Annotated in this window: 14 protein-coding genes; 4 read left to right on the forward strand and 10 right to left on the reverse strand. The window is 71.7% G+C overall.

What is annotated here, in order from left to right:
* The first annotated feature begins 159 nt into the window (after positions 1–159).
* On the forward strand, positions 160–654 hold the full coding sequence (locus ACFC1X_RS07110; RefSeq protein WP_376349481.1) for a DUF3145 domain-containing protein: 495 nt from the start codon (positions 160–162) through the stop codon (positions 652–654).
* A 153-nt stretch (positions 655–807) separates the two neighbouring features.
* Here the strand turns inward: ACFC1X_RS07110 and ACFC1X_RS07115 are convergent, their stop codons facing one another.
* From ACFC1X_RS07115 to fasR, 5 genes are all read right to left on the reverse strand, one after another.
* Positions 808–2,100: a beta-ketoacyl-[acyl-carrier-protein] synthase family protein gene (locus ACFC1X_RS07115; RefSeq protein ID WP_376349483.1), complete on the reverse strand. Its 1,293-nt coding sequence runs from the start codon at positions 2,098–2,100 to the stop codon at positions 808–810.
* Between the two features lie 100 nt (positions 2,101–2,200).
* Positions 2,201–2,449: an acyl carrier protein gene (locus ACFC1X_RS07120; RefSeq protein WP_052842858.1), complete on the reverse strand. Its 249-nt coding sequence runs from the start codon at positions 2,447–2,449 to the stop codon at positions 2,201–2,203.
* Between the two features lie 102 nt (positions 2,450–2,551).
* Positions 2,552–3,583 carry a ketoacyl-ACP synthase III gene (locus tag ACFC1X_RS07125; RefSeq protein WP_376349485.1) on the reverse strand — a complete coding sequence of 344 codons (1,032 nt, stop codon included), beginning with the start codon at positions 3,581–3,583 and terminating at the stop codon, positions 2,552–2,554.
* 16 nt (positions 3,584–3,599) lie between these two features.
* A complete protein-coding gene (locus ACFC1X_RS07130) occupies positions 3,600–4,520 on the reverse strand; it encodes an ACP S-malonyltransferase (protein WP_376349486.1) in 921 nt (306 codons plus the stop codon).
* Between the two features lie 89 nt (positions 4,521–4,609).
* Positions 4,610–5,815: a fatty acid biosynthesis transcriptional regulator FasR gene (gene fasR / locus ACFC1X_RS07135; protein ID WP_376349488.1), complete on the reverse strand. Its 1,206-nt coding sequence runs from the start codon at positions 5,813–5,815 to the stop codon at positions 4,610–4,612.
* A 58-nt stretch (positions 5,816–5,873) separates the two neighbouring features.
* Here fasR and ACFC1X_RS07140 point away from each other — a divergent pair, with 58 nt between their 5' ends.
* Positions 5,874–6,539: a pirin family protein gene (locus tag ACFC1X_RS07140; protein ID WP_376349490.1), complete on the forward strand. Its 666-nt coding sequence runs from the start codon at positions 5,874–5,876 to the stop codon at positions 6,537–6,539.
* 18 nt (positions 6,540–6,557) lie between these two features.
* Here ACFC1X_RS07140 and ACFC1X_RS07145 read toward each other — a convergent pair whose 3' ends face one another.
* The 3 genes from ACFC1X_RS07145 to ACFC1X_RS07155 are packed head-to-tail and all read right to left on the reverse strand — an operon-like array spanning position 6,558 to position 8,281.
* The gene (locus ACFC1X_RS07145) at positions 6,558–6,968 is read right to left on the reverse strand and encodes a hypothetical protein (protein ID WP_376349491.1); all 411 of its coding nucleotides are present in this window, start codon (positions 6,966–6,968) and stop codon (positions 6,558–6,560) included.
* A 1-nt stretch (position 6,969) separates the two neighbouring features.
* A complete protein-coding gene (locus ACFC1X_RS07150) occupies positions 6,970–7,791 on the reverse strand; it encodes a serine hydrolase domain-containing protein (RefSeq protein WP_376349493.1) in 822 nt (273 codons plus the stop codon).
* 19 nt (positions 7,792–7,810) lie between these two features.
* Positions 7,811–8,281: a GNAT family N-acetyltransferase gene (locus ACFC1X_RS07155; RefSeq protein ID WP_376349494.1), complete on the reverse strand. Its 471-nt coding sequence runs from the start codon at positions 8,279–8,281 to the stop codon at positions 7,811–7,813.
* An 86-nt stretch (positions 8,282–8,367) separates the two neighbouring features.
* Between ACFC1X_RS07155 and ACFC1X_RS07160 the strand changes: the two genes are divergently transcribed.
* Complete coding sequence (locus tag ACFC1X_RS07160; RefSeq protein ID WP_376349495.1) at positions 8,368–8,853, forward strand: MerR family transcriptional regulator; 486 nt, start codon at positions 8,368–8,370, stop codon at positions 8,851–8,853.
* Positions 8,850–9,866, forward strand: coding sequence for an aldo/keto reductase (locus ACFC1X_RS07165; RefSeq protein ID WP_376349497.1), 1,017 nt, complete (start codon positions 8,850–8,852; stop codon positions 9,864–9,866). Before ACFC1X_RS07160 ends, ACFC1X_RS07165 begins: the two co-directional genes overlap by 4 nt.
* Positions 9,867–9,934: 68 nt before the next feature.
* Here the strand turns inward: ACFC1X_RS07165 and ACFC1X_RS07170 are convergent, their stop codons facing one another.
* Both ACFC1X_RS07170 and ACFC1X_RS07175 read right to left on the reverse strand, forming a co-directional pair.
* Positions 9,935–10,798, reverse strand: coding sequence for a DUF4429 domain-containing protein (locus ACFC1X_RS07170; protein ID WP_376349499.1), 864 nt, complete (start codon positions 10,796–10,798; stop codon positions 9,935–9,937).
* Positions 10,799–10,864: 66 nt separating this feature from the next.
* Positions 10,865–12,082, reverse strand: a complete 1,218-nt coding sequence (locus tag ACFC1X_RS07175; RefSeq protein ID WP_376349501.1) for an alpha/beta hydrolase family protein — start codon at positions 12,080–12,082, stop codon at positions 10,865–10,867.
* Between the last annotated feature and the right edge of the window lie 12 nt (positions 12,083–12,094).

A 12,094-nucleotide genomic window follows, 5' to 3' on the forward strand; every position in this document is an offset into this window, starting at 1 on the left:
AAGCGTCCTGCCGGGTGAATGGCGCGGCTTTGTCGGCACCGGGACCGACGGTACGTCACACTCCTTGCCCCGTCGCACGGTAGCCTCGCCCTCAACGTGACCCGCCCGGTCACAGCCGTCCGCCCGTTCCGAGATGTCCCGCTCAGCCCGGAGGTTCCGGTGACGACACGTGGAGTCCTGTACGTGCACTCCGCGCCGCGCGCGCTCTGCCCGCACGTCGAGTGGGCCGTCGCCGGGGTGCTCGGCACGCGCGTCGGCCTGGACTGGATCCGGCAGCCCGCGGCACCCGGCACCTGGCGCTCCGAGTTCTCCTGGCAGGGCCAGGCGGGCACCGCTTCCAAGCTCGCCTCCGCGCTGCGCGGCTGGCAGCTGCTGCGCTTCGAGGTCACCGCGGAACCGTCCGCGGGCGCCGAGGGCGAGCGCTACAGCTGCACCCCCGACCTCGGCATCTTCCACGCCGTCACCGGCATCCACGGCGACATCCTGATCCCGGAGGACCGGCTGCGCGCCGCCCTGGTCCGCTCCCAGCGCGGCGAGACCGACCTGGAGTCCGACATCGCGAGACTCCTCGGCAAGCCCTGGGACGACGAACTCGAACCCTTCCGCCACGCAGGCGAGGGCGCCCCGGTCCGCTGGCTCCACCAGGTGGTGTGAGAACGCCGCCCCCGCAAACGCGCCCCGTTAGGGGCGCGGGGAACTGCGCGATCAGCCACAAACGGCCCGCACCCGGCACACTTCGGACGAAGAACGGCGATGGCCCGAACCCCCAACCGGGGCTCGGGCCATCAATACGTTCAGCGACGCCGATCAGACCGAACGGAACGCCAGAACAACATTGTGCCCACCAAACCCGAACGAGTCGTTCAGCGCGGCGATCCGCCCCTCGACCGGCAGCTTGCGAGCCTCACCCCGCACGATGTCCGCGTTGGCCTCCGCCTCGGGGTCGAGGTTCTCGACGTTGATGGTCGGCGGCGCCACCCGGTGGTACAGCGCGAGCACCGTCGCGACCGACTCCACGCCGCCCGCACCACCGAGGAGGTGACCGGTCATCGACTTGGTACCGGAGACCGCCATGTGGTCCACGTCGTCGCCGAGCACCTTGCGCAGCGCCTTCAGCTCGGCGATGTCACCGGCCGGCGTCGAGGTGGCGTGCGCGTTGACGTGCACGATCTCGGCCGGGTTCAGGTCGGTGCCGTCCAGCAGGTTCTGCAGGGCGTTGGAGATGCCCCGGCCCTCGGGCTCCGGCTGCACGATGTCGTGGCTGTCGGCGGAGATGCCCTGCCCGACCGCCTCCGCGTAGACGCGGGCACCGCGCGCGGCGGCGTGCTCGGCGGACTCCAGGACGAGGACGCCGGCGCCCTCACCGAGGACGAAGCCGTCACGGCCCGTGTCGAAGGGGCGCGAGGCACCCTGCGGGTCGTCGTTGTTCTTGGACATCGCCATCATGTTGCCGAACGCGGCGATGGGCAGCGGGTGGATCGCCGCCTCCGTGCCACCCGCGACGACGACGTCGGCGCGGCCGGTGCGGATCATCTCGATGGCGTAGCCGATGGCCTCGGCGCCCGACGCGCAGGCGGAGACCGGCGTGTGCACGCCCGCGCGGGCGCCCACGGCCAGACCCACGTTGGCCGAGGGGCCGTTCGGCATCAGCATGGGGACGGTGTGCGGGGAGACGCGGCGGACGCCCTTCTCCTTGAGCACGTCGTACTGGTCGAGCAGGGTCGTCACGCCACCGATGCCGGAGGCGATGACCGCACCGAGCCGGTCGGGGTCGACATGGGCCCCGGCCTCGGCGTCCGGCGTGCTCTCGCCCGCCTTGCCGGTGAAGCCGGCGTCCTTCCATGCCTCCTGGGCCGCGATCAGCGCGAACTGCGCCGAACGGTCCAGACGGCGGGCCTGCGGCCGCGGGATGACCTCGGAGGGGTCAACGGCGACCGGCGCGGCGATACGGACCGCCTGGTCGGCGGCCCACTCCTGCTCCAGGGGCTTGACGCCGGACTTGCCGGCGACCATGCCCTCCCAGGTCGAGGCTGCGTCGCCACCCAGCGGTGTGGTTGCGCCGATACCGGTGACGACCACGGTGCGATTGGTCGAGCTCACGGGAATTCTTTCTCCAACGGGATACGGATTCGTACGGCGCCACCGCCGGGTGGCGGGGCAGTCTGCCCGGATACTCGGGACATGCCCGAGTATCGGCGGATCAGGCCTGGTGGTCGAGGATGTACTTGGTCGCGTCGCCGACCGTCTTGAGGTTCTTGACGTCCTCGTCCGGGATCTTGACGTCGAAGCGCTCTTCGGCGGCGACGACGACCTCGACCATGGACAGCGAGTCGACGTCCAGGTCGTCGGTGAAGGACTTGTCCAGCTGGACGTCCTCAACCGGGATGCCGGCGATCTCGTTCACGATCTCCGCGAGACCGGCGACGATCTCTTCCTGAGTGGCGGCCATGATGGCGCTCCTTCTTTGTTGTCCAGAGGGTGTGGCGGCCCGCCGCGTCGCGGCGAGTGTTGCTGCTCTCCGTTCCGGACCGCATGATCCGGCACGGAGTGCCTAGGGGAGGGTAACGACCGTCGCGGCGTACACGAGACCCGCCCCGAAGCCGATGACGAGCGCGGTGTCGCCGCTCTTGGCCTCGCCGGTCGCCAGGAGCCGCTCCATCGCGAGCGGGATCGAGGCGGCCGAGGTGTTGCCGGTGGTGCGGATGTCACGGGCGACCGTGACGTGCTCCGGCAGCTTCAGTGTCTTCACCATCGAGTCGATGATCCGCACGTTGGCCTGGTGCGGGATGAAGACGTCGAGGTCGTCCGGGCTGATCCCGGCCGCGTCCAGCGCCTGCTGCGCGACCTTCGCCATCTCGAACACGGCCCAGCGGAACACCGCCTGGCCCTCCTGCGTGATCGCAGGAAACTTGACGTTGCCCTCGGAGTCGAGCGGCAGTTCGGAGACGTCGCCGATCCGGAAGCGGTCCCAGGGGATGGTCTGCTTGATGGTCTCGGACTTGTCGCCCTCCGAGCCCCAGACCGTCGGGCCGATCTCCGGCTCCTGCGACGGGCCGACCACGACCGCGCCGGCCCCGTCGCCGAACAGGAAGGCCGTGGCCCGGTCCTCCAGGTCGGTCAGGTCGGAGAGCCGCTCCACGCCGATGACCAGGACGTACTCCGCCGAACCCTCGACGACCATGCCCTTGGCGAGGGTCAGGCCGTAGCCGAAGCCCGCGCAGCCCGCCGAGATGTCGAAGGCGGCGGCCTTGTCCGTGCCGAGCCGGTCGGCGATCTCGGTGGCGACGGCCGGGGTCTGGCTGAAGTGCGAGACGGTCGAGACGACCACGGCGCCGATCTGGTCGGCGGAGATCCCGGCGGCCGCGATGGCCTTGCCGGACGCCTCGACCGACATCGCGGCGACGGTCTCCTCGGGGGAGGCCCAGTGCCGCGTCTCGATGCCGGAGCGCGAGCGGATCCACTCGTCGGACGAGTCGATCGTCTCGAGGATCACCTCGTTCGGCACGACCCGGGTCGGACGGTAGCCGCCGACCCCGAGGATGCGCGCGTACGGGGCGCCCTTGCTGGGCTTGATCTTCGACATGCTGTCGCGCTCCTTGTCAGTCCTGCTGGGCGTGCTCGGCGACGAGCTCGCGGGCCGCGTCGAGATCGGCGGGGGTCTTCAGGGCCAGCGTCTTCACGCCCGGCAGCGCGCGCTTGGCAAGACCGGTCAGCGTGCCGCCCGGGCACACCTCGACGATCGCGGTGACGCCCAGTTTGCCGAACGTCTCCATGCACAGGTCCCAGCGGACCGGGTTGGCGACCTGCCCGACCAGGCGGTCCAGCACCTCGGCGCCGGTGGCGACGGCCTGCCCGTCCTTGTTGGACACGTAGGTCACCCTCGGGTCGCCCGGCGTGAGCGCCGACGCGGCCTCGGCGAGCTTGTCCACCGCGGGCGCCATGTGGCGCGTGTGGAAGGCGCCGGCCACCTTCAGCGGGACGACCTTGCGCACGCCCTCGGGCTTGTCCTCGTTCAGCGCGGCCAGCTGCTCCATGGTGCCGGCCGCCACGATCTGACCGGCGCCGTTCACGTTCGCCGGGGTCAGGCCGAGCTTCTCCAGGTGCGCGACGCTCACCTCGGGGTCGCCGCCGAGCAGCGCCGACATACCGGTCTCGGTGACCGCGGCGGCCTCGGCCATGGCCAGGCCCCGGCGGCGTACGAGGGTCAGCGCGGCGGTTTCGTCGAGGACGCCCGCGAAGGCGGCGGCGGTGATCTCGCCGACACTGTGGCCCGCGACGGCGCCGGGAATAATGTCACCGAGTGCCGCGGCGGACAGCAGGCCCGCGGCGACCAGCAGCGGCTGGGCGACGGCCGTGTCTCGGATCTCGTCCGCGTCGGCCTTGGTGCCGTAGTGGGCGAGATCGAGTCCAATGGCGTCGGACCACGCGGCGACGCGGTCCGCGGCGCCGGGGAGAGCGAGCCAGTCAGTCAGGAAGCCGGGCGTCTGGGCGCCCTGGCCGGGAGCGACGAGTACGAGCACTCTCACACTCTCTCTTGAGGACGGCCGCGACCGCCCGTGGGGACAAGGACGAAGAACAGCAGGGGGTTTTGTGGACCCCCGACAAAAGCTTAGAGTTGCGGATCTCCATCGGCCAGACGCCCCAGGATGAGCGCGATCCGCAGTGTGAACGCAGACCGTACATCAGAGGGTGACCATCCGGTGACGTCAGTCACACGTCGGAGCCGGTAGCGCACGGTGTTCGGGTGAACGAAGAGCATCCGGGCAGCGCCCTCCAGACTGCTCGCCTGCTCCAGATAGACGCTGAGCGTCTCCAGCAGCGCGGCCCCGGCCTCCTCCAGCGGTCTGTAGATCTCCTCCACCAACTGCTCGCGGGCCGCAGGGTCGGAGGCGATCGCGCGCTCCGGCAGCAGATCGTCCGCCAGCACCGGGCGCGGGGCGTCCTGCCAGGCGAAGCAGGCCTTGAGCCCGGCGGCGGCGGCCTGCGCGGACCGCGTCGCGGCCAGCAGGTCCGGCACCACGGGACCGGCCACGACCGCTCCCTGCGCGAACGGCCCGATCAGCGACTTGGCCACCGCCAGCGGATCGTCACGGCCCCCGGCGATCACCACCAGCCGGTCCCCGAGCACCCCGGTCAGCACCTGGAGCTTGGCGTGCCGGGCCGCGCGCCGGATGGCCTCGACGGTCAGCTCGGAGTCGCCGTCCGGCGCGGTGCCGAGCACGACACACACATGGTCGGGCGAGTTCCAGCCGAGCGCGGCGGCCCGGGACACCGCCCCCTCGTCGGCCTCGCCGCTGAGCACGGCGTTGACCACCAGCGACTCGAGACGCGCGTCCCAGGCACCGCGTGCCTCGGCGGCCTGCGCGTACACCTGGGCGGTCGCGAAGGCGATCTCCCGGGCGTACACCAGCAGCGCCTCGCGCAGCACCGACTCGTCGCCGGGCGCGGCGACCTCGTCGATGGCGGACTCCATCACCTCGATGGTCGTCCGCACCATCTCCACGGTCTGCCGCAGTGTGATCGCGCGGGTCAGCTCGCGCGGCGCGGTGCCGAACACGTCGGTGGAGATGGCCTGGGGCGCGTCCGGCCGCCGGAACCACTCGGTGAAGGCGGCGATGCCGGCCTGGGCGACCAGCCCGATCCAGGAACGGTTCTCCGGTGGCATCGCCCGGTACCACGGCAGTGTCTCGTCCATCCGCGCGATGGCCTGCGCGGCGAGCGATCCGGCGGACTGCTCCAGCCGCTTCAGCGTCGCAGTGTGCGAATGGACGGCGTGCGCCGCGGGCTCGGGCTTGCTGGTTTCGGGTTCGGGCACGGGACAAGACTGCCTTATCAGGACGGGAGCACGCGCCGCCGGGTCTACCGTGGACGTCGTGACGGACGTACGGCGCGCCGACGAGCGCTATCCCGGGGGCGACGAGGCGGCGGGCATCGCCTCCCGCCACGCCTTCTCCTTCGGCCCCCACTACGACCCGGGCAACCTCCGCTTCGGGGCTCTGATCGCCTGCAACGAGGAGCGCCTCGCCCCCGGCGCCGGCTTCGACGAGCACCCGCACAGCCACACGGAGATCGTCACGTGGGTGGTCGAGGGCGAGCTGACCCACCGGGACTCCGCGGGCCACGAGACGGTCGTCCGCGCCGGGGACGTGCAGCGCCTCAGCTCCGCGGCCGGCGTCCGCCACGTCGAACGCAACGACGCCGCGGTCCCCCTGACCTTCGTCCAGATGTGGCTGGCCCCCCGCGACCCCGGCGGCGACCCCGCCTACGAGATCGTCCGCGGCATCGCCGACTCCACCCCGTACGCCGTCCCCGAGGCCGCCGCCATGCTCCACGTACGCCGCCTGGGGGCGGGGGAGCGGACGGCGGTGCCGGACGGGGCGTACGTGTACGTCCATGTGGTGCGGGGCGAGGTGACGCTGAGCGGGGAGGCGCTGGGACCGGGGGACGCGGCGCGGATCACGGACGCCGAGGGACTGGACGCGGTGGCGGGGGCCACGTCCGGCGCGGAGTTGCTGGTGTGGGAGATGGCGGCGCGCTGACGCGACAGGAGCAGCGCGTCAGGTCAGAGGATGCGTGAACGGACCCGCCGCGCTCTCGAAGGCCGCGAGGGTGATCTCCGGGACGAGAACTGCATCGTGCTCCATGCCCTCGGGGAGGTGTCCGCGCATCTCCTCCCGGCACAGGAACGTGCCGTCGGGGAGGAGGATTGCCACACGGAGCCGATCCGCCAGCTCGATGATGATTTTCCACACGTCACCGACCTGCGGGCGTATCACACTGATCCGGCCGCCGGAGACGCTCACCTCGGCCTCGCTGCCGTCGGCGGCGCGGATCCAGTACTCCGTCGCCCCGTCGATCACCCCCTCGGGCACGGCTGCGACGGGCGAGAGGACCGCCCGGACCACGTCCATGTCGAACTCGGCCATCTCGCCGTCGGAGAACCGGTAGAGGCCCAGGGCGTAGCCCACCTCAGCCCCGCGCCTCCGCGAGCACCGCGTCCGTGAAGGGGGGCCACGCCTCGGCCGCCCAGGGGCCGAAGGCGCGGTCGGCCAGGGCCGCGCAGGCGAGGCCGGCGGCCGGGTCGATCCACAGGAAGGTGCCCGACTGGCCGAAGTGGCCGAAGGTGCGCGGGGAGGACGAGGCGCCCGTCCAGTGGGGGGACTTCCCGTCCCGGATCTCGAAGCCGAGGCCCCAGTCGTTGGGGTTCTGGTGGCCGTAGCCCGGCAGCACGCCCTTCGTGCCCGGGTACTGCACCGTCATCGCCTCGGCGACCGTGCGCGGGTCGAGGAGCCGCGGTGCCTGCACCTCGGCGGCGAAACGCAGCAGGTCCTCGACGGTGGAGACGCCGTCCTTCGCCGGGGAGCCGTCCAGGGCCGTGGACGTCATGCCCAGCGGCTCGAGGACCGCCTGCCGCGCGTACTCGGCGAACGGCATGTCCGCCGCCTTCGCGATGTGGTCGCCGAGCTGCTCGAAACCGGCGTTGGAGTAGAGCCGGCGCTCGCCGGGCGGGGCGGTCACCCGGTGCTCGTCGAAGGCCAGCCCCGAGGTGTGCGCGAGCAGGTGCCGGACGGTCGACCCGGCCGGGCCCGCGGGCTCGTCCAGCTCGATCGCGCCCTCCTCGTACGCCACCAGCGCCGCGTAGGCCGCGAGCGGCTTGGTGACCGAGGCGAGGGGGAAGCGGTGCGCGACCGGGCCGTGGGTGCCCAGGGTCGTGCCGTCGGCCCGGACGACGCCCGCCGCGGCGGTGGGGACCGGCCAGTTCTCGATCAACGCGAGGCTCTTCAAGGACATGCCACCGAGCCTAAGCGGCTCAGAGGGACAGCCTCATGGAGGGGTCCGTGTCCCGGGTGAAGCCCATCGCCGAGTACAGCGGCTCGGCGTCGGCGGACGCGGTGAGCATGACGTGCCCGGCGCCCCGCTCGCGGAACCACTCCAGCAGCTCTTCCATGCAGGCACGGGCGTACCCGCGACGCCGGGCGTCGGGGTCGGTGGCGACGCTGAAGACGTAGCCGATCAGCCCGTGCGGATTGCCGGACCGCCCGATCCGGTACTCCAGCGTGCCCACCACCAGCGCCGCCAGCGCGCCGGGCCGCTCCGGGGACTCGACGACGAACGCCGCGAGCTCCCCCTCGGGGTCGGCGAGCCTCGCCCGCAGCACGGGCAGGGACTCGGCGTGCCAGTCCGTGGACGCCGGCCCGCGGCCCAGCGAATCGATCATCACCTGACGCAGACGGAGCACTTCCTCCGCGTCCTGGGCAGTGGCACGGCGTACGAGACTCATACCCGCACGCTAATGACCCGGCCCGCCCCGTGTCCCGCGGTTTTCCGCTTGCTTGGAGTGCACTCCAAGGTCATAGCGTGGAGGACATGACGGTGATGCAGAACACGGCCGGGACACTCGCGCCGAACGCCACCAGAACAGACATCTGCTCCGCTCCGCCCCCGCGCCACCCGCGCCCCGACGGAGAGGACCGCTACACCATCAGCGAGGTCGTCGCCTTCACCGGGCTGACGGCGCACACCCTGCGCTGGTACGAGCGGATCGGTCTGATGTCCCACATCGACCGCTCGCACACGGGCCAGCGCCGCTACACCAACCGCGACCTGGACTGGCTCGACTTCGTCGGCAAGCTGCGCATGACCGGCATGCCGGTCGCCGACATGGTCAGGTACGCGGAGCTGGTGCGCGAGGGCGAGAGCACCTATCTGGACCGGCGGGAACTCCTCGAGTCGACGCGCCGCGACGTACTGACGCGGATCACCGAACTCCAGGACACCCTCGCCGTGCTCGACCGAAAGATCAGCTTCTACGGGGACGCCGGACGTTCCCGTGAAGGGGAGAGGACCCGATGACGGACAGCAGGATCCCCACGACGCGGCTCGGCGACGACGGCCCGGAGGTGGGCGTCCAGGGCCTCGGCTGCATGGGCATGAGCTTCGGATACGGCCCGTCGGACGCCGTCGCGTCGCGGGCCACCCTGGAGCGGGCGCTGGAGCTTGGCGTCACGCTGTACGACACGGCCGACGCGTACGGCGCCGGTGACAACGAGCGCTTCCTGGCGCCGTTCTTCGAGGCGCACCGCGACGAGGTCGTGATCGCGACCAAGTTCGCCCTCTCGATCCCGCCGGACGACCCGACGAAGCGGATCATCCGCAACGACCCGCCGTACATCCGCCGGTCGGTCGAGGCGAGCCTGGACCGCCTGGGCGTCGACGTGATCGACCTCTACTACATGCACCGGCGCGACGTGAACGTGCCGATCGAGGAGACCGTCGCCGTCATGGCCGACCTGGTCCGCGAGGGCAAGGTCAAGCACCTGGGCCTCAGCGAGGTGACCGGCGACGAGCTGCGGGCCGCACAGGCGGTGCATCCGATCGCCGCCGTGCAGTCGGAGTGGTCCCTGTTCAGCCGCGACATCGAGGCGGGCGTGGTCCCGGCCGCCCGCGAACTGGGCGTGGCCCTCGTCCCGTACTCGCCGCTCGGCCGGGGCTTCCTCACGGGTTCCTTCGCCAACGCCGACCAGGACCTCACCGCCGACGACTTCCGCCGCCGGCAGCCCCGCTTCACCGGCGACAACGCGGCGGCCAACGCGGCCCTCCTCGACCCCGTCCGCACCATCGCCGAGGCCCACGACGCCACCCTCGGCCAGATCGCCCTGGCCTGGTCCCAGCAGCGCTCCCAGACCCACGGCCTGCCGATCATCCCGATCCCGGGCACCCGAAAGCCGACACGAGTGGAGGAGAACACAGCGGCGACGAGGATCGTCCTGACCCAGGACGAGCTGTCCCTCCTGGACCCGATCGCGGACAAGGTCGCAGGCAACCGCTACGCGGACATGACGTTCACGTCGGCGGCTCGCGAGTAGGCGAGCGCCCCGCAGGGGCGCGGGGAACTGCGCGAGCAACCCACCACGACCCGCACCCGGCAACGAACCTAAAGCTCCGCCAGCAACTCCGCCTTCTTCGACGAAAACTCCTCGTCCGTCACCAGCCCCTGCTGATGCAACTCCCCAAGATGCCGAATCCGTTCGGCAATATCCGCGGGATCCCGCCGAGGCGCCGGCGCCGGAACCGGAACAGGGGCGCCGGCGCCCCGCTCCCGCACCGCAGCCAACACCGCCGCGGCGAACGGCAGCGACTCGTGCACAGGCCCGTACCCGAGCCCGAACACGACGGACGCCGGATCCTGGTCGGCCTGCGGAGCAACCCCCGCGGCGTCCCGCGGCAGCAGCCGCAGATACCCCTCGAACACCTCGGGGGACCGCCACTCCACCCCGCCCAGGTCGGCGACCGGGAAGCTCTGGTCGCCGGCCTTCCACTTCGCCGAGGACGCGCCGGTCCAGGACCACCGGAAGGACACCGCCTTCCCGTCGAAGGACGCCTTCCCGTCGTACGCCTTGAAGTGCAGCGGCGCGTCGGGCGCCGCCACCAGGTACCGGTCCGCCGGTTCGGACGCTCCGGAGCCGGTCAGCAGTCCGCGCAGCTCGTCGGCGTAGTACTCCGCCAGCGTCTCCCGCTCGGCGGGCAGCACCAGCCGGTACGGGTCGCCGCTCTCCTTCAGCTGTCCGGCCGCCGCCTCGATCAGCGGATCGGCGCCCTCGCGAGGTTCGACGCGCAGCACGACGCTGCCGCGCCGGCCCGGCGTGAGCGTCACGCCGGCGATGGCCTCCAAGGGCACCCGGCGTTCCCCCAGGGCCTGAAAGAGCTTGGGCGTTCGAATCCCCCGTTCGTAACGGATGAGCACGGAGTCGGACTCGAACTCCCAGGCGGCATGAAATCCGGCCAGTACGTCACCCATGCGGCTCATCGTATGCGGCACGAGCCTCTCCGTCCCCTCCCCGTGCAAACCGGAGTTTCTGCGCCTCTACGCGCGTCCGGCCGCCGTAGCCACGGACAAACCCGCCCGGCATGTGTCACCTTCTCCCGCACAGGCGACCGTGCGGTATGCGCCAACGCCGATCTCCGCGAAGTTGCGCAGGCTCTCCGTGCCCGGCACGAAGTAGCCGCTGTGCCCCTGGGCGCCGCGCGCCGACAGCACCCGCGCCCCGAACGCGGCGGACACCGGGTCGGCGCCGTGCCCGAGCCCGCCGACCTCCAGGTACGGCACGTCCTGGATCCAGTCGTCGGTGTCCCGCATCGCCCATACGCGGGCGGAGGTGTGCAGGTGGGAGGCGTTCTCGGCGCGCATGCCGGGGCTGCCGGCCACCGCTATGTCGGTCACCCGCAGGGGCAGCGTGTCGGCGGCGAGGCCGCACACCACCGAGCCGTAGCTGTGGCAGAACAGCGAGACCGGGGCGCGGCCGGGCAGCGCCCGCAGCAGCCCGTTCAGCCGGGCGGCACCCTGCTCGGCGCGGGTCGCCGTGGCCGCCTCCATGCCGAGGCCGCTGGGGGAGGTGTAGTCGGCCCACGCGATCACGGCCGTCCGCGTGTCGGGGCTCGCGGCGCGTTCGGCCTCGTACAGCGACTCGGCCATGCCGACGGGTGCCGAGTACTTGCGTTCGGTGCGCTCGAAGGTGACCAGTTCGGTGTCGACACCGGGCACCACCACGGACACGCGTTCAGCGCGGTTGAGGTTCCCGAACACCTCGGCGACCTTGCCCGCGCCCGCCGGGTCGAAGGCGAGGATGTGCCGGCCCGGCGCGAGCAGCGAGTCGTAGTGGTTCATGCGCTTCCCGGCCTCGCGCTGGCCGGACAGGGACAGGCGTTTGTCGTGCATGCGCGCGCGCTCCACCGACCGCGCCTTCTCGAGCGCCGTCCGGTTGGCGAGGTAGCGCAGCTGGACGGGGGCGCCGTTCATGTTGCCGACGGCCAGCGGATACCGGCGGGCCAGGCTCTCGCGCTGCCATTCGCGGAGCGAGGTGAAGAAGCGGGCCAGCCGCGCGGGGGCCGTGTGCACGTCGGGCAGCGAGCGTCCGCCGATCCGGCCGTGCTCCCAGGCCGAGACCGACGCCTCGAGCGCCGTGGGGCCCCGCTGGTTGCGCAGAGCCGTCCAGCCGGTGGTCGCCAGCATCACGAACACCACGGCCAGGGCGAGCAGTGCGCGCCAGACGTTCAGCTGCGGGGAGGTGTCGAAGGAAGTCACTGGGAGGACACA

The organism is Streptomyces sp. NPDC056128 (assembly GCF_042263835.1).
Classification (GTDB): Bacteria; Actinomycetota; Actinomycetes; order Streptomycetales; family Streptomycetaceae; genus Streptomyces.

What these genes read in the sequence shown, in the direction of transcription:
- ACFC1X_RS07120 (WP_052842858.1), bottom strand. Translation starts at nt 2,449, where the DNA reads ATGGCCGCCACTCAGGAAGAGATCGTCGCCGGTCTCGCGGAGATCGTG.
- ACFC1X_RS07125 (WP_376349485.1), bottom strand. Translation starts at nt 3,583, where the DNA reads ATGTCGAAGATCAAGCCCAGCAAGGGCGCCCCGTACGCGCGCATCCTC.
- ACFC1X_RS07150 (WP_376349493.1), bottom strand. Translation starts at nt 7,791, where the DNA reads ATGTCCTTGAAGAGCCTCGCGTTGATCGAGAACTGGCCGGTCCCCACC.
- ACFC1X_RS07155 (WP_376349494.1), bottom strand. Translation starts at nt 8,281, where the DNA reads ATGAGTCTCGTACGCCGTGCCACTGCCCAGGACGCGGAGGAAGTGCTC.
- ACFC1X_RS07160 (WP_376349495.1), top strand. Translation starts at nt 8,368, where the DNA reads ATGACGGTGATGCAGAACACGGCCGGGACACTCGCGCCGAACGCCACC.
- ACFC1X_RS07165 (WP_376349497.1), top strand. Translation starts at nt 8,850, where the DNA reads ATGACGGACAGCAGGATCCCCACGACGCGGCTCGGCGACGACGGCCCG.
- ACFC1X_RS07170 (WP_376349499.1), bottom strand. Translation starts at nt 10,798, where the DNA reads ATGGGTGACGTACTGGCCGGATTTCATGCCGCCTGGGAGTTCGAGTCC.